The 14,414-nt window shown below is 66.0% G+C and carries 14 protein-coding genes and 1 riboswitch; of the genes, 7 read left to right on the top strand and 7 right to left on the bottom strand.

What is annotated here, in order from left to right:
* Window positions 1–118: 118 nt before the first annotated feature.
* From B9A19_RS12785 to B9A19_RS12775, 3 genes are read left to right on the top strand one after another with little or no spacing between them, the layout of a single operon-like run.
* A complete protein-coding gene (locus B9A19_RS12785; protein ID WP_084091186.1) occupies window positions 119–1,336 on the top strand; it encodes an HD-GYP domain-containing protein in 1,218 nt (405 codons plus the stop codon).
* Window positions 1,336–2,220: a DMT family transporter gene (locus tag B9A19_RS12780; RefSeq protein WP_084091185.1), complete on the top strand. Its 885-nt coding sequence runs from the start codon at window positions 1,336–1,338 to the stop codon at window positions 2,218–2,220. Before B9A19_RS12785 ends, B9A19_RS12780 begins: the two co-directional genes overlap by 1 nt.
* A gap of 24 nt (window positions 2,221–2,244) precedes the next feature.
* Window positions 2,245–2,970, top strand: coding sequence for a substrate-binding periplasmic protein (locus B9A19_RS12775; RefSeq protein WP_084091184.1), 726 nt, complete (start codon window positions 2,245–2,247; stop codon window positions 2,968–2,970).
* A 15-nt stretch (window positions 2,971–2,985) separates the two neighbouring features.
* On the opposite strand, the gene waaA is transcribed toward B9A19_RS12775, so the two are convergent.
* Window positions 2,986–4,248 carry a lipid IV(A) 3-deoxy-D-manno-octulosonic acid transferase gene (waaA, locus tag B9A19_RS12770; protein ID WP_084091183.1) on the bottom strand — a complete coding sequence of 421 codons (1,263 nt, stop codon included), beginning with the start codon at window positions 4,246–4,248 and terminating at the stop codon, window positions 2,986–2,988.
* A complete protein-coding gene (gene waaC / locus B9A19_RS12765) occupies window positions 4,245–5,204 on the bottom strand; it encodes a lipopolysaccharide heptosyltransferase I (protein ID WP_084091182.1) in 960 nt (319 codons plus the stop codon). The genes waaA and waaC overlap by 4 nt, the downstream gene beginning before the upstream one ends.
* Window positions 5,205–5,366: 162 nt before the next feature.
* Between waaC and B9A19_RS12760 the strand changes: the two genes are divergently transcribed.
* The 3 genes from B9A19_RS12760 (at window position 5,367) to B9A19_RS12750 (ending at window position 9,313) form a co-directional block, all read left to right on the top strand.
* Entirely contained in the window at window positions 5,367–5,960 is a 594-nt protein-coding gene (locus B9A19_RS12760; protein WP_084091181.1) for a GGDEF domain-containing protein, read from the top strand.
* Between the two features lie 97 nt (window positions 5,961–6,057).
* A riboswitch (cobalamin riboswitch) is annotated at window positions 6,058–6,253 on the top strand.
* Between the two features lie 117 nt (window positions 6,254–6,370).
* Window positions 6,371–8,371, top strand: coding sequence for a TonB-dependent receptor (locus B9A19_RS12755; protein WP_176216919.1), 2,001 nt, complete (start codon window positions 6,371–6,373; stop codon window positions 8,369–8,371).
* A gap of 678 nt (window positions 8,372–9,049) precedes the next feature.
* Entirely contained in the window at window positions 9,050–9,313 is a 264-nt protein-coding gene (locus B9A19_RS12750) for a hypothetical protein (protein ID WP_084091179.1), read from the top strand.
* A gap of 130 nt (window positions 9,314–9,443) precedes the next feature.
* Here B9A19_RS12750 and B9A19_RS12745 read toward each other — a convergent pair whose 3' ends face one another.
* Window positions 9,444–10,346, bottom strand: a complete 903-nt coding sequence (locus B9A19_RS12745; RefSeq protein ID WP_084091178.1) for a LysR family transcriptional regulator — start codon at window positions 10,344–10,346, stop codon at window positions 9,444–9,446.
* A gap of 152 nt (window positions 10,347–10,498) precedes the next feature.
* Between B9A19_RS12745 and B9A19_RS12740 the strand changes: the two genes are divergently transcribed.
* Window positions 10,499–11,494, top strand: coding sequence for an aldo/keto reductase (locus B9A19_RS12740; RefSeq protein ID WP_084091177.1), 996 nt, complete (start codon window positions 10,499–10,501; stop codon window positions 11,492–11,494).
* Here B9A19_RS12740 and cobU read toward each other — a convergent pair whose 3' ends face one another.
* The 4 genes from cobU to cobT are packed head-to-tail and all read right to left on the bottom strand — an operon-like array spanning window position 11,495 to window position 14,361.
* Window positions 11,495–12,040, bottom strand: coding sequence for a bifunctional adenosylcobinamide kinase/adenosylcobinamide-phosphate guanylyltransferase (cobU, locus tag B9A19_RS12735; protein WP_084091176.1), 546 nt, complete (start codon window positions 12,038–12,040; stop codon window positions 11,495–11,497).
* Complete coding sequence (locus B9A19_RS12730; RefSeq protein WP_084091175.1) at window positions 12,037–12,552, bottom strand: histidine phosphatase family protein; 516 nt, start codon at window positions 12,550–12,552, stop codon at window positions 12,037–12,039. Before B9A19_RS12730 ends, cobU begins: the two co-directional genes overlap by 4 nt.
* Window positions 12,537–13,331 carry an adenosylcobinamide-GDP ribazoletransferase gene (locus tag B9A19_RS12725; RefSeq protein ID WP_084091174.1) on the bottom strand — a complete coding sequence of 265 codons (795 nt, stop codon included), beginning with the start codon at window positions 13,329–13,331 and terminating at the stop codon, window positions 12,537–12,539. Before B9A19_RS12725 ends, B9A19_RS12730 begins: the two co-directional genes overlap by 16 nt.
* Window positions 13,324–14,361, bottom strand: a complete 1,038-nt coding sequence (gene cobT / locus B9A19_RS12720) for a nicotinate-nucleotide--dimethylbenzimidazole phosphoribosyltransferase (protein WP_084091173.1) — start codon at window positions 14,359–14,361, stop codon at window positions 13,324–13,326. The genes B9A19_RS12725 and cobT overlap by 8 nt, the downstream gene beginning before the upstream one ends.
* Window positions 14,362–14,414 lie beyond the last annotated feature (53 nt).

The raw sequence follows: 14,414 nt of genomic DNA, 5'->3' as shown, positions 1-14,414 counted from the left end.
TTTCTAATGTTTTTATGGCCATGACACCCGTGTGCTGGCGGCGACATTTCACCGGTGCAAGCGCGTACGAGTGTTTACAATCAACCATACAATAAAGCCTGCAGTGACATGGTGTCACATGATCAAGAAAATCCGTATCGATCAGCTCACGCCCGGCATGTACATCCACGATCTGAATCTGGCGTGGTTTGATCATCCTTTCGTGCGCAATCAGTTTCTGCTCGACAGCGATGCCGACCTGCAGCGCATCGTTGCGACCGGCGTGCAATCGTTGTATATCGACGCCGCACGCGGCCGCGATGTGGACGATGCGCCCACGCTGGAAGAGGCCGAGGCCGCCACCGAGGCCTCGTTGCTGGCCGCGCTGGCCGAGCCGGCAAAGCCGGCACCGCTGTCGCGCCGCGAGGAAATGTCGCGCGCCAGTCGCATTCACCAGCAAGCCGGCCAGATGGTGCGGCAGGTGATGAGCGACGTGCGCATGGGCCGCGCCATCGAGGTGGCGCAGGCCGAGGAAGTGGCCGAGCTGATCGCGGACTCGATAGACCGCAATGCCGGGGCGCTGATCGGGCTGATCGGCATCAAGAACAAGGACGAATACACCTTTTTGCATTCGGTGGCCGTCGGCACCCTGATGATCACTTTTGCCAAGAGCCTGGGGCTGTCGGCGCAGGAGGTGCGGCAGGGCGGTGTGGGTGGCCTGCTGCACGACACCGGCAAGATGCTGGTGCCTGACCACATCCTCAACAAGCCGGGCCGGCTGACCGACGAGGAATTCGCCGTGATGCGCTCGCACCCGCTGGAGGGCTGGAAAATCCTCAAGCAGGTGGAAGGCATAGACCCGGTGGCGCTGGAGATCACCCTGCTGCACCACGAACGGCAGGACGGCAGCGGTTACCCCGAAAAACGCAAGGCCGACCAGCTCAGCCAGATGGTGCAGATGGCCTCCATCGTTGACGTGTATGACGCCATCACCTCGGACCGCTGTTACCACAAGGGCATGCCGGCGCCGCAGGTGCTGCGCAAGCTGTGGGAGTGGAGTCCGCACCACTTCAACCCGCAACTGGTGCAGGCTTTCATCCGCACCATAGGCATTTACCCGGTAGGCACGCTGGTCAAGCTGCAGTCGGGCCGGCTCGCGGTAGTGACCGAGCAGAACGATGCCGCGCCGCTCACGCCGCTGGTCAAGGTGATCTATTCCACCAAGACCCCCGGCTATCTGCCGCCCGAGGACCTCGACCTCGCACTGGCCGCCAAGCAGGGCGGTGATCGCATCGCCGGTTTTGAATCCCCCGAAAAATACGGTATCGACGTCGGCCGTTTCCTGCTGGCCGCCTGATGCGCTATTGGCTGGCAGGTTTGTTGCTGATCGGCGTGTGGTCGACCACGGCCTTGGCGATCAACTGGAGCGTGCACGGCTTGCCGGTGCCGCTGGCGCTGGTGGGCCGCTTCGCGCTGGCCGCACTGGCGTGCTGGCTGTCGCTGCGCGTGTCTGGGCGCGAGCTGCCCATGCATGCCGCAGCGCGGCGCGCCTATCTGGTGGGCGGGCTGGGCACCAGTTTGTCGATGGCGTGCACCTACTGGGCATCGCGCTCGGTGTCATCCGGCACGGTGGCGGTGCTGTTCGGGCTGATTCCATTCTCCACCGCGCTGTTCACCCACTGGTGGCTGCACGAGAAGCCCGCCGCGCGCGAGTTGATCGGTGTGGCGCTGGGTGTGGCCGGGCTGTCCACGATCTTTGCGCACGGCTTTGGCGGCGCCGCGCTGGGGCTGGCGGTCACCTTGCTGGCGGTGCTGTTGCAATCGGCTGCCGCTGTGCGGCTGAAGATTGATTCGCAAGGATTGTCGGCGCTGGCGGTGAATACCGGCGCATTGCTGGTGTGTGCCACGCTCACCGGCGTGTTCTGGTTGCTGAGCGGTGCGCCGCTGCCGGACGTCAGGGCGCTGCCTTGGCGTGCCGTGGGGGCGGTGGCTTATCTGGCACTGGTGGGGTCGGCGCTGGGCTTCAGCGTGTATTACTGGATGATCCGCGAATGCCGCCCGGCGCAGGTGGCGCTGCTGTCGCTGGCATCGCCCGCTGCGGCGCTGTGGCTGGGCAAGGCGCTCAATGCCGAGCTGGTCACCCCGGCCATGCTGGCCGGCACCGCGCTCATCATTGCCGGTCTGGTGGTGCACCAGCTGCGCTGGCGCCAGGGCGGCGATACGCCGCTTGGGCTAGGCTGAAACCAGTTTCAGCAAACAGGGGGAATGATGGGTACGCGCCAGCATCTGGGGGCAGCGCTGGGTTTTTGCGTGTGCGCGCAGCTTGCCTGCGCGCTGACTTTTGTTACCGAGGACTACCCGCCCTTCAATATGCAGGTGGATGGCGAGGTGAGCGGCATCGCAACCGAACTGCTTGCCCAGGCGCTGCAGCGCGCCGGCCTGCAGGCGTCATTCGAGCTGATGCCCTGGGCACGTGCACTCTTCCTGGCGCGCAGCCAGCCGGATACCTGCGTGTACTCCGCCGTGCGTACCGCCGAACGCGAGCGTTTTTACCGCTGGATCGGCCCGCTGGTTGCCGACGAGATCAAGCTGTTTGCGCGTGCCGACAACCCGCTGCGCCTGAACAGCGCGGCAGACGCCAGCAAGTTCAGGGTGGGCGGTTACAACGGCGATGCCTATTCCGACCTGGCCGAGAAAATGGGCATACCGCTCGAGCGCGCCGCCAGCGATGTGCAGAACTTACTCAAGCTGCGCGCCGGCCGCATTGACCTGTGGGTGGCCGGCTCACGCGTGGGGCCATACCGGGCCAGGCTGGCCGGCTTTCAGAATGGCATCAAACCGGTGCTGACCCTGGCTTCCGGCAAGGACACGCAAATGTGGCTGGCCTGCAATCCGCAGCTGGGTGGCGCAACGTTTGACCGGCTGAATGCTGCCGTGCAGGCCGTGTTGAAGGCCGGCGAACTGGAACGGATTTCTGCCCGCTATCGTTGAGCGAATGCAGCGGCGCTAAAGCGCCTGCCCCAGATGTGCCAGCATGCGCGCGGTCGCGCCACGATGGGCGCTGGTGAACGTCATGCCGGCGGCACCCATGCGCTCGCGGCCGGCCGGGTCAGACAGCAGGGGGATGGCCAGTGCCGCAACCGCGTCGGCATTGTCGCCCTGCTGCGCTGCGCCGCAGGCCAGTGCCTCGGCAGCGGCCTGCGCAAAATTGTAGGTGGATGGCCCCAGCAAGACCGGCGTGCCCACCGCGCAGGCTTCGATCAGGCTCTGGCTGCCAAAGGGCAGCAGCGAGCCGCCGATGATGGCGACATCCGCCGCCGCATGCCAGGCCAGCATTTCGCCCATGCTGTCGCCCAGCAGTACCTGCACGTCGGCCGGCAGCGCGCCTTCATCCCACTGGCTGCGGCGGTGCACCCGCCAGCCGTTGGCCTGCAGTTGTTGTGCGGCCTCGTCAAAGCGTTGCGGGTGGCGCGGCACGACGATCCACAGTGCATTGGCCGGCAGGCCGGCGCGGCGCAGTGCGTCGCCCAGCAAGACTTCCTCGCCGTCGCGGCTGGAGGCCAGCAGCAGCACCGGCCGCTGGCCGAACAGCCCATGCCAGCGCTTGCCACGTGCCACCATGTCCGGCTCGGGCTGGTTGTCGTACTTGAGGTTGCCGGTCACGTGCACATTGGTGGCGCCCAGCGCGCGCAGCCGGCCGGCATCGGCATCGGCCTGCGCCAGCACGCCGCTCAAGCGGGCAAAGGCAGGCCCGGCCAGCCAGCGGATGCGGGCGTAACCGCGCGCCGATTTTTCCGACAGCCGCGCATTCACCAGCCATAGCGGCACGCCGTGCTTGCGGCAGGCGGTCAGCAGATTGGGCCACAGCTCCGTTTCCAGCAGCAGGCCCAGCACCGGCCGGTAGCGACGCAGAAAGCGGCGCATTGCGCACGGGTAGTCATAGGGCAGGTAAACGATTTCGGCGATGTCGCCATACAGCTCGGTAGCGGTGGCGCGGCCGGTGGGCGTCATGCAGGTGAGCAGCAGCGGGTGATCGGGGTAGCGCTCGCGCAGCGCCTTTACCAGCGGCAGCGCGGCGCGCATTTCGCCCACTGATACCGCGTGCAGCCATAGCGGCTGTGCGCCGTTGCGGGGGCTGCGGTCGTAAATGGCCCAGCGCTCGCGCCAGTGCTGGCGGTATTCGGGCTGCTTGCGCGCGCGTTTGAGCAGATAGCCCATGATGACCGGCGTGATCAGGTAGAGGCACAGCGAATACAGCCAGCGGATCACGGGCGCATTCCGGCGGTGACGGCTTGCCACACGGTGGCCACGTCGGGCGCTGCACCATGCTGGCCGAGGTTGACCGCGTAGCTGTCGGCCAGCACGCCGGTCTTGATGGGGTCAGAGGCGCAGAAAATCGCCACCACGGGCGCGGCCACCGCAGCAGCCAGATGCGCCAGCCCGGTGTCAACGCCGACCACGATGCGGCTGCCAGCCAGCAGGCCGGCAGCATCGCCCAGGCCCAGCCTGGGGGCTGCACATGCAGCAGGGATGGCGGCGGCCAGCCGTTCGGCGCGTTCGCGCTCGGCAGCGCTGCCCCAGGGCAGCACACTGGCGATGCCGCGCTCGGCCAGTTGCTGGCCCAGCGCAATCCAGTTGGCCTCGGCCCATTCCTTGTCGGCGCGGCTGGTGGCGGTGAGCAGTACCGCATAGGGTTGTTGCGGCAGCCAGTCCGGCGTAAAGGCCGGCACCCGCAGACCGTAATCGAGCGGACCACCCGGCGCATAGCCCACTGCAGCAGCCATCAACTGGCGGCTGCGCTCTACCGCGTGCAGATGGCGGCCAACGGCATGGCGTTGGCGGTAAAGCAGACTGGCCAGCGGCTCGCGTATGCTGTGGCGGTCGTAACCGGCCATGGGGCCGTGCGCGAGCTTGCCCACCACGGCGCTTTTCAGCAGGCCCTGGATATCGAGCACCAGATCGTAGCGGCTGCTTTGCAAGCGGCTGCGAAAGTCGGCAAATTCGCTGCGGGTGTGTGCGTTCAGCGGCGATTTGCGCCAGCGGCGCAGCGCAATCGGCAGCACCTCGCCCACGGCAGGGTGCAGGCGTGGCAACTCGGCAAAGCCTTCTTCGACCACCCAGTCGACCGTGGTGCCCGGCCGCGCGCGCGCCAGATCGCTGACCGCCGGCAGGGTATGGATGACGTCGCCCATGGACGAAAGGCGAAGCAGCAAGATTCGTGACATGGGCGCGATTGTACTTGCCGCGCTTACTTGCGGCGATGCGCTTTACATATTGCTGCCGACTGGCGGTGCGCCAGCCGCAGGCCCCGGTACTGCGCGGCTGCGGGCGCGGATGCAAATTCCTGCATCACCACTTACACTAATCCTAACGGCAGGAGTGGCTTGATGGGTGGCGACGACAACTGGATGGCAATCGCATGGGGCGTGGCAGCACTGGGCTGGCTGGCCGCGCTGGCGCTCGGCCTGTCGTGGCAGCGGGCGCGCCAGCGGGCTGCGCAGGCGGCCAACGAGTATGTCGATGCGCTCACCGGCTTGCCTACCCGCGCTGCCTTTCTGGAAAACGCCGGCCGCGAGGTGAACCGCAGCCAGCGCGCCGGGCATGTGCTGTCGGCGCTGCTGGTTGATGTGGACCAGATGCGCAAGCTGAACGAGCGCTATGGCACCCAGGGCGGCGATCTGGTGCTGCAATACGTGGCCGAGTGCTGCCGTGGCAGCGTGCGCGATTTCGACCTGATCGGCCGCTTTTCCAGCGAGGAAATCGCGCTGCTGTTACCCGATACCCCGCTCGATGGCGCGCAAACCGTGGCCGACCGTATCCGCCTGCGCGTGATGACCACGCCGGTCAAGCTGGAGGATGGCCGCGAGATCAAGGTGGGGGTGACCGTCGGCGCCGCTGCGATCAGCGACGAAACCGATACGCTGGAAGACCTGCTGCTGGCGGCAGATGCCGCCTGTGGCGTGGTGCATACCGACGATTGAGCGCTGGCGGACATGTGCCCGGCCTTTTACCGCCAGAGATGCGGCCGCATATCAGCGGCTGACGTAGCCGGACAGGGAAAAAACACATAACGGTGCTACACTCCGCGCCCTGTCAGGTGCCGGCGACAATCGCCGGTTAAACGGGAATCGGGTGAACCCTGAGGTGATCCCCGAGCTGCCCCCGCAACGGTAAATCGTGACGACGCTGCTTCCACATGCCACTGGCCCACGGGCCGGGAAGGCGAAGCAGACGAGCGATGAGCCCGGAGACCGGCCTGGCCCAGCAGTGCGGAAGACTCGGGGTGAAGTCCGAAGTACGACCGGCCAGTGGCCGGGCGCGGACTCATGCTGCGCCCGCACCGGCCCGTCGGTCTTTCGCACTCCCAACCATGTCCACGGGAGTGTGTTCCATGTTCCAACTGATTCAATGCCGCCGCCTCACGCCGCTGGCCGCCCTGTGCGCCGCGCTGGGTGCCCATGCCGCCGATCTGCCGGTGTACAACGCCGACCCGGTGATCATCACCGCCTCGCGCGTGCCCTCGCTGCAAAGCACCATTCCCGGCAGCGTGACGGTCATCACCGCCGACGATATCGCGCAATCGTCCGCCAGTACCGTGCAGGGGGTACTGTCGTCTGTCGCCGGCATCCACTTCTTCAGCACCAGCGGTTCGGCCGACGGCACCATCGACCTGCGCGGCTTCGGCATGACCGGCAGCAGCAACACGCTGATCCTCGTCGACGGCGTCAAGCAAAACACCAACGACCTGTCGTCGCCCAAGCTGGCCTTTTTGCCGCTGGCCGCCATTGCCCGCATTGAAATCGTGCGTGGCAGCGGCAGCGTGCAATACGGCGGCGGCACTACGGGCGGCGTGATCAACATCATCACGCGCGGCCCGTTCGAGGCGGCCGATACCGTCGAAGCGACGGCCACCGTGGGCAGCAACAATCTGCGCCAGCTCGACCTGGCCCTGCACAAGGCCACCGACAGCGTCGGTCTGGATGCCTATGCGCAAAGCATGAGCACCGACCACCAGCGTGACAACAATGCCGAGCGCCGCGACAACGTGGGCGTGAATGCCGCATGGCAGCACGAAGGTGGCAGTATCAATGCCTATGTGCGCGCCGGCAACCAGCACCTGGGCCTGGCGGGCAGCCGCAAGATCGACCCTGCCAAGGGCATCGACGAATACGCCAGCAACCCGGACGGCACATCCACCCCGCGCGATTACAGCGACGTGAAAAACCGCAGCGGCGGTGTGCAGCTCAAGCAGGACATCGGCACGGGCACCCTGTATGCAGAGCTGGCATTGCGCGGCAAGCAGACCGAGAGCTACTACAACAGCAGCTGGGGCGATTACTTCGACAAGCGCGACCTGCGCGAGAAAAGCGCCGCACTGCGCTACCAGTTGCCGTTCGGCAACGGCCAGCAAGTGGTGGCCGGCATCGACTGGCTGGGCAGCGATATGGACGTCGATCAGGGCGCCGTAGCCGTGCCGAGCATGAAAACCGGGCAGCGCCACACGGCCGTGTTTGCCGAAGCCAGCCTGCAGCCGTTTGGCGACACGCGCATCACCGTTGGCGCGCGCCACGCGTGGCTGAAAGATGATGTGACCGACCTGAGCGGCTATGGCACCAGCTCGCAAACCGATCAGGGCCTGAATGCATGGCAACTGGGCGTGCGCCAGCCGCTGGGCGCAGGCTTTGCCGCCTATGCCAAGGTGGGCCGCAGCTATCGCCTCGCCAATGCCGACGAGCTGGTTTACACCAGCAATCCGCTCAAGCCGCAAACGTCGAACGACAAGGAAATCGGCCTGGCGTGGGACGGCAAGGACGCCAGCGCGCAGCTGGCCTACTACCGCTATGACCTCGACAACGAGATCTACTACAGCCCGCTGGCCAACTTCGGCTATGGTGCCAACGTCAACCTCGACCCGACGCGCCGCGAGGGCATCGAGCTGTCGGGCCGCTACGCCGTCAATGCCAGCGTGACCATCTCGGGCAATCTGAGCTGGCAGCGTGCCACCTTCCGCGATGGTACCGTCAGCGGCATTGCGCTCGCCGGCAACCAGGTACCGATGGTGCCGGAATGGCTGGCCAACGCCGCTGTGGCCTGGCAAGTGCGCGAGGGCTCGCAACTGGCGTTCAACTTGCAATACGTGGGCGAGCAGCGGCTGGACAACGATCAGGCCAACCAGTTCGGCACCAAGCAGTCGTCGTATGCGCTGTTCGGCGCCAAGTACACCCAGCGCCTGAGCAAGAACTGGGATGCAGCGCTGACCGTCGACAACCTGTTCGACAAGAAGTACGCCAGCTACGGCATCCGTGCCGGCAGCACCGGCACGACAGGCGCCTATAGCCTGTACCCGGCCGAAGGACGCAGCTTCATGGCATCGCTGACCGCGCACTTCTGATCGCCGCAGTTGATTTGCCACTCAGGCAGTGAATGAAGCGGCATCAAGAACCCGGCCAAGCCGGGTTCTTGTCGTTTTGAGCCGGCGAAACAGCGGCGATCGCTTGTTTTATGCCACTTCCCCCGCCCTCGCCACACAGCCTTGTGTCTTTTTCCACTTCTTGGTGGTTCAGCCTGCATCAATAGTCCGGCTTGGCCGGACTCTCAAGGGCACAGCAGGGCGAAACAGCGGCTCTTGCCTGTTTGATTCCACTCCCCCCGCCCTCGCCGCAGAGCCTTGTGTCTTTTTCCACTTCTTGGTGGTTCAGCCTGCATCAATAGTCCGGCTTGGCCGGACTCTCAAGGGCACAGCAGGGCGAAACAGCGGCTCTTGCCTGTTTGATTCCACTCCCCCCGCCCTCGCCGCAGAGCCTTGTGTCTTTTTCCACCTCCTGGTGGTTCAGCCGGCATCAATAGTCCGGCTAGGCCGGACTCTCAAGGGCAATGCAGGGCGAAACAGCGGCTCTTGCCTGTTGGATTCCACTCCCCCCGCCCTCGCCGCCGCGAGGGGGCCTCGCTACGCTCGTGCGTGGCGCGGATACACGTTGCTGACGCAGTGCGCTCGGGCGGGGCTTGCCGTCCGCCACTCACCACCAAGGCGGGGGCGGTATAATGAGGCTCTGTACCAAGGAACCGCATCATGAAAGTCGTTCGCGCGCTCGAAGTCTGGGAAAAAGGCATGGAAGGGGGCTTCCTCGGCCACCTGCCGCTGGCCGATACCGTATCGCCCGCCTTTTTGTTCGACCTGTTCAAGCACGAGCAGGACAAGCCCGATCCGGACATGAAGCTGTCCTACATGCTCGATGCCGCGCGCATCGCCGCGCTGCAGCCCTATGTGGGGCAGCAGCTCGACATTGCCCAGTTCGATTACATCCTCACTGCCTACGGTGTGCCGGATTATTGAGCCGTTAGCAAAGCTCTGCTGGCTGCGTTGCGCTCACTTGCCGTACGTTTTGTACTGTCTGCGTTTCGCGCGCCTTGCCAGTACCGCTGCACTGGGCTTTGCCAACGGCTCCACGTTGGCATTTGCCTGATCAGCCCCAATCCTGCCCTGCCAGCAACTCCGCCAGCCAATCAATAAACACCCGCAGCCGTGGCGCCAGCAGGCGTTGCGAGCTGTATACAATGGACACGGGCAGCGGCGGGGGCGGGTAGTCGGGCAGGATGGCTTCCAGCCGCCCGGCGGCGATGTCGTCGCGCAGGCCGTGCAGGGGGGCCTGGATCAGCCCCAGCCCGGCCAGGCAGCAGGCCTGATACGCCTCAGCGCTGCTGACCGCCACGGCGCTTTGCAGTTTGATGGTCTTGCGCTCGCCATCCTGTACATATTCCCAGTCCAGATCGCGCCCGGTGCGGTTGGAAAAGAACTTCACTTCCAGGTGCCCGGCCAGTTCGGCCAGTGTTTGCGGCCGGCCGTGGCGGTCAAGGTAGTCCGGTGCGCCGCAGTTGATCTGGCGCATTTCGCCCACACGGCGCGCGATCAGGCTGGAATCGGCCAGCGCGCCAACGCGCACCACGCAATCGATGCCTTCCTCGACCAGATCGACCAGCCGGTCGGTGGCGCTCAGGCGCAGCTGTATGCCGGGGTAGCGACTGCAGAAGTCCGGCAGCGCCGGGATCACCACCAGCCGCGCCAGCCGCTCGGGCAGATCGACCCGCACCGTGCCGTGCGGCGCAGCCAGTGCGCCGCTGAACAGCGCATCGCTTTCATCCAGCGCCGCCAGCACGCGCTGGCAGTGCTGGTAGTACAGCGTGCCGTCGCTGCTCAGGGTGACCTTGCGCGTGGTCCGGTGCAACAGGCGCACGCCCAGATGCCGCTCCAGCTGCTGCACCGCATTGGTCACGCTGGCGCGTGGCAGGTTGAGCTGCTCGGCGCTCTGCGTGAAGCTGCCGGTTTCCACCACGCGGGCAAACACGCGCATTGCGTGCAGCTGGTCCATGCGGGCTCCAGATTGTTGGGTAAATTCGAATAATCATTTCAATTCTGGCTGGATTATTCAAGCGGCAGGTCGGCGCACAATCCGTCTCAGTTCCAAACGTCACGGCGGCCAGGCTGCCGGATGCCTTCAACTGAACGCAAAGGAAACCGGAAATGGAAAAGCGCACCCTGGGCCGCAATGGCCCGCAAGTCTCTGCCCTGGGTCTGGGCTGCATGGGCATGTCCGACCTGTATGGCCCGGCCGACGAGGCCGAGAGCATTGCCACCCTGCATGCAGCGCTGGATGCCGGCATCACCCTGCTCGATACCGGTGATTTCTACGGCATGGGCCACAACGAAATGCTGATCGGTGATGCACTCAAGGGCCGCAAGCGCGAGCAGGTGCAGCTGAGCGTGAAGTTCGGCGCGCTGCGCGATTACGCCGGCAACTGGCTGGGCTACGACGGCCGCCCGCAGGCAGTGAAGAACTTTGCCGCCTATTCGCTGCGCCGCCTGCGTACCGATTACATCGACATCTATCGCCTGTCGCGCGTCGATCCGGATGTGCCGATCGAGGACACCATCGGTGCGATTGCCGATCTGGTCAAGGCGGGCTGGGTGCGCCATATCGGCTTGTCCGAAACCGGCGCGGATACCATACGCCGCGCGGCGGCCGTGCATGCGATTTCCGACCTGCAGATCGAGTATTCGCTGATCTCGCGCGGGATCGAGGCCGAGATCCTGCCCGCTTGCCGTGAGCTGGGCATCGGCATCACCGCCTATGGCGTGCTGTCGCGCGGCCTGATCAGCGGGCATTGGGCTGCCGATACGCAGCTCGCCAAGGGCGACTTCCGCAGCGTCAGTCCGCGTTTTGGCGCAGACAACCTGGCGCATAATCTGGCACTGGTCGAGGCACTGCGCGCAGTGGCGGCCGACCTGGGCGCCACGGTGGCGCAAGTGGCGATTGCCTGGGTGCGCTCGCGTGGTGACGATATCGTGCCGCTGATCGGTGCACGCCGCCGCGAGCGGCTGGCCGAATCGCTGGGCGCGGCCACCTTGCAGCTATCGGCCACCGATCTGGCACGCATCGAGGCGGCAGTACCGGCCGGTGCGGCAGCGGGCGAGCGCTATATGGCGCAGCAGATGGCCCACCTCGATAGCGAGCGCTAATCAGCCTTTGAGTGGCAGGGCCAGGCCAGCAGCGATAAAGAACACCCGCTGGCTGGCCGCCGCCACTGCCTGATTCAGCCGGCCGGCCTCGTCGACGAACAGCCGGTTGCCGGCACCCAGCGGCACCACGCCCAGACCGATTTCGTTGCTCACCAGCACCACATCGCCAGTAGCTTGGGCCAAGGCCGCCAGCAAAGCGCTGCGTTCATGCTCGAACAGCGGCGAGGGGGCGGGGATGGCGTCTTCGGCATGGCTGTCGCTGCCGAACAGCGTATTGGCCAGCCACAAGGTCAGGCAATCCACCAGCACCAGCCGGTCTGGTGCGGCAGCGTGCAGGATGGCACTGCCCAGTGCGCAGGGTTCTTCGACCACCTGCCACTGGGCGGGCCGATCCTGCCGGTGGCGGACTATGCGCGCCGCCATTTCGGCATCGCCCGCCGTGGCGGTGGCGATCACCGTCACCGCCTTGCCGCTGGCCTGCGCCAGTTGTTCTGCATGGCGGCTTTTGCCCGAGCGCGCGCCGCCCAGGATCAGGGTGATGCTCATCGGGCTCTCCAGTCGAGGATGGTGACGCTGCCGCAGGGTACGCTGTGGCTGAGCATCTGTTCCACCTGCCAGCCATAGCGCGCCGCCAGCAGCACGCGGATCACGCCCGAGTGCGTGAGGGCCACCACGTCGCCGCCAGTGCTGGCGGCCTCGCCAGCCCATTCATACGCGCGCTGCTGCAGCTGGCGCAGGCTTTCGCCGCCGTGCACCGCGTCGTAACCGCTGGCGATCCAGTGATCAAGCGTGGCCGGGCCAATATCATCCCAGCGCAGGCCCTCCCAGCGGCCGAAATCCATTTCCTGCAAGCGCGGGTCGATCACGGGGCGCGGCGTGAGGGCTTCGGCCAGCAGCCGGCAGCGCTGCAGCGGGCTGCTGTGGCAGATGAATTGCGCCGGCAACTGCGCGCGCAGCGGGCTGGCATCCGCCGGGTCGAGCAGGGGGATGTCCAGGCGGCCGTAGCACACGCCGGCGGCAATGCGCGGCGGAAAGTGGCGGATCAGATAAAGCGCCATGCGTTGTGCACCCAGGCCAGCCAGCCCAGATAGAGCAGCAGTTCGGCCAGTTGTTGTGTCATGCCCAAGGCATCGCCGGTATAGCCACCGATGCGCTGGCGCAGGTAACGGCTCACTGCGATGCGCAGCAGCGCCAGCAGTGGCAACGCCAGCAGGGCGGCCTGCCAGCCCGGCAGCAGGCCCAGTGGCAGCAGGCCACACACGGTGGCAATCAGCAGGCCGGCACCGCCCAGACGTGTGGCCACCGGCTTGGCCTTGCCCTCGGGGCGCACGTAGTCGAGCGTGCACAAAAGGCTGACCGCAAGCCAGCGGCTGGCCGCGTGTGCGGCAACCAGTGCCGGGGCGATCCATGCTTGCGGCAGTGCTGCCAGCGCTTCCAGTTTCAGCCACAGTGCGAGGATGAGTGCGATGGCGCCAAAGCTGCCAATGCGCGAGTCGTGCATGATTTCCAGCACCCGCTCGCGCGTATAGCCGCCGCCGAAACCATCGATGGCGTCGGCAAGGCCGTCTTCATGGAATGCGCCGGTGAGCAGCACGCTGGCCACCAGGCTCAGCCCCAGCGCAACGCGCAGCGGAAAAACGTGTACACCCAGCCACCACACCAGCGCCACGATGCAGCCCACCGCGATGCCGATCAGCGGAAACCAGCGCGCGGCGCGGTCCAGATCGTCGTCGCGGTAGCCTACCCAGGCCGGAATGGGGATGCGGGTGAAATAGGCCAGCGCCACCAGCGGCGGGCGCAGGCTGCGTTGCAGCGCGTTCAGCGGCTGCTCAGCCATCCTTGTCGCTCACGCCAGCCGATTCGAACGAGGCCATTTCGTTGAGAATGGCTGCGGCCGCACGCAGCAGCGGAAAGGCCGTGGCGGCACCGCTGCCTTCGCCCAGGCGCAGGCCCAGATCAAGCAGCGGCTCGCCACTCAGCTCGGCCAGCAGGCGGCGGTGGCCCTGCTCGCCCGAGCAATGCGCATAGGCACAGTAGTCCAGCACGGCCGGGTTGATGCGGCTGGCCACCAGCAGCGCGGCAGTGGCGATGAAGCCATCCACCAGCAGCAGCATGCCGCTGGCCGCGCCGGCCAGATACGCACCCGCCATCATGGCGATCTCGAAACCGCCCACGGCGGCGAGGATGTCCAGCGGGGCACTCAGGCTTGCATGGCGCGCCTGCACCTGCTGCAGGACGGCCAGTTTGCGCGCCAGCCCGTCGTCGTCGTGCCCGGTGCCGCGCCCGGTGCAGTCGGCCAGCGGTACGTCGGTCAGCTGCGCCATCAACAGCGAAGCGGCCGAGGTATTGCCTATGCCCATCTCGCCCAGCGCCAGCACGGTGCAACCCTGCGCGGCCAGCCCGGCTACGATGTCCGCGCCGCGTTGCAGCGCCAGTTCGGCCTGTTCGCGCGTCATGGCCGGGCCATCCAGGCTGCTGGCTGTTCCGTGTGCCAGCGGTACGTCGATCAGCAGCGGGTGCGGGGCAAACTTGTAGTTTACCCCGGCATTCACCACCTTGAAGTCCAGCCCGTTGGCACGGCACAGCACGTTGACGGCAGCGCCGCCGGACAGGAAGTTGAGCACCATCTGAGGCGTGACTTCGGGCGGAAAGGGGCTGACGCCGGCACGCGCCAGGCCATGGTCACCGGCAAATACCAGCATGGTGGGCTGGACGATTTGCGGGTCCAGCCGCTGCTGGATCAGGCCCAGTTGCAGCGCCAGCGCTTCCAGCCGGCCCAGGCTGCCCATTGGCTTGGTCTTGCGGTCCAGCTTGTGTTGCAGCGCAGGCTGGAGGTCACGGGCGAGGGCAGGGATGGTGGTGGGCATGGGTGGCGCAGGAAGTTGGAAAATCAGCCCGGATGATAGCGCTGTTGATGCCG

The organism is Andreprevotia lacus DSM 23236 (genome assembly GCF_900176275.1).
GTDB classification, from domain to species: domain Bacteria; phylum Pseudomonadota; class Gammaproteobacteria; order Burkholderiales; family Chitinibacteraceae; genus Andreprevotia; species Andreprevotia lacus.
The sequence above is the reverse complement of the archived record's forward strand: the minus strand, read 5'-3'. Positions and strand labels throughout refer to the sequence as shown.

What these genes read in the sequence shown, in the direction of transcription:
- B9A19_RS12785 (WP_084091186.1), top strand. Translation starts at nt 119, where the DNA reads ATGATCAAGAAAATCCGTATCGATCAGCTCACGCCCGGCATGTACATC.
- B9A19_RS12780 (WP_084091185.1), top strand. Translation starts at nt 1,336, where the DNA reads ATGCGCTATTGGCTGGCAGGTTTGTTGCTGATCGGCGTGTGGTCGACC.
- B9A19_RS12775 (WP_084091184.1), top strand. Translation starts at nt 2,245, where the DNA reads ATGATGGGTACGCGCCAGCATCTGGGGGCAGCGCTGGGTTTTTGCGTG.
- waaC (WP_084091182.1), bottom strand. Translation starts at nt 5,204, where the DNA reads ATGTCACGAATCTTGCTGCTTCGCCTTTCGTCCATGGGCGACGTCATC.
- B9A19_RS12760 (WP_084091181.1), top strand. Translation starts at nt 5,367, where the DNA reads ATGGGTGGCGACGACAACTGGATGGCAATCGCATGGGGCGTGGCAGCA.
- B9A19_RS12755 (WP_176216919.1), top strand. Translation starts at nt 6,371, where the DNA reads ATGTTCCAACTGATTCAATGCCGCCGCCTCACGCCGCTGGCCGCCCTG.
- B9A19_RS12750 (WP_084091179.1), top strand. Translation starts at nt 9,050, where the DNA reads ATGAAAGTCGTTCGCGCGCTCGAAGTCTGGGAAAAAGGCATGGAAGGG.
- B9A19_RS12745 (WP_084091178.1), bottom strand. Translation starts at nt 10,346, where the DNA reads ATGGACCAGCTGCACGCAATGCGCGTGTTTGCCCGCGTGGTGGAAACC.
- B9A19_RS12740 (WP_084091177.1), top strand. Translation starts at nt 10,499, where the DNA reads ATGGAAAAGCGCACCCTGGGCCGCAATGGCCCGCAAGTCTCTGCCCTG.
- cobU (WP_084091176.1), bottom strand. Translation starts at nt 12,040, where the DNA reads ATGAGCATCACCCTGATCCTGGGCGGCGCGCGCTCGGGCAAAAGCCGC.
- B9A19_RS12730 (WP_084091175.1), bottom strand. Translation starts at nt 12,552, where the DNA reads ATGGCGCTTTATCTGATCCGCCACTTTCCGCCGCGCATTGCCGCCGGC.
- B9A19_RS12725 (WP_084091174.1), bottom strand. Translation starts at nt 13,331, where the DNA reads ATGGCTGAGCAGCCGCTGAACGCGCTGCAACGCAGCCTGCGCCCGCCG.
- cobT (WP_084091173.1), bottom strand. Translation starts at nt 14,361, where the DNA reads ATGCCCACCACCATCCCTGCCCTCGCCCGTGACCTCCAGCCTGCGCTG.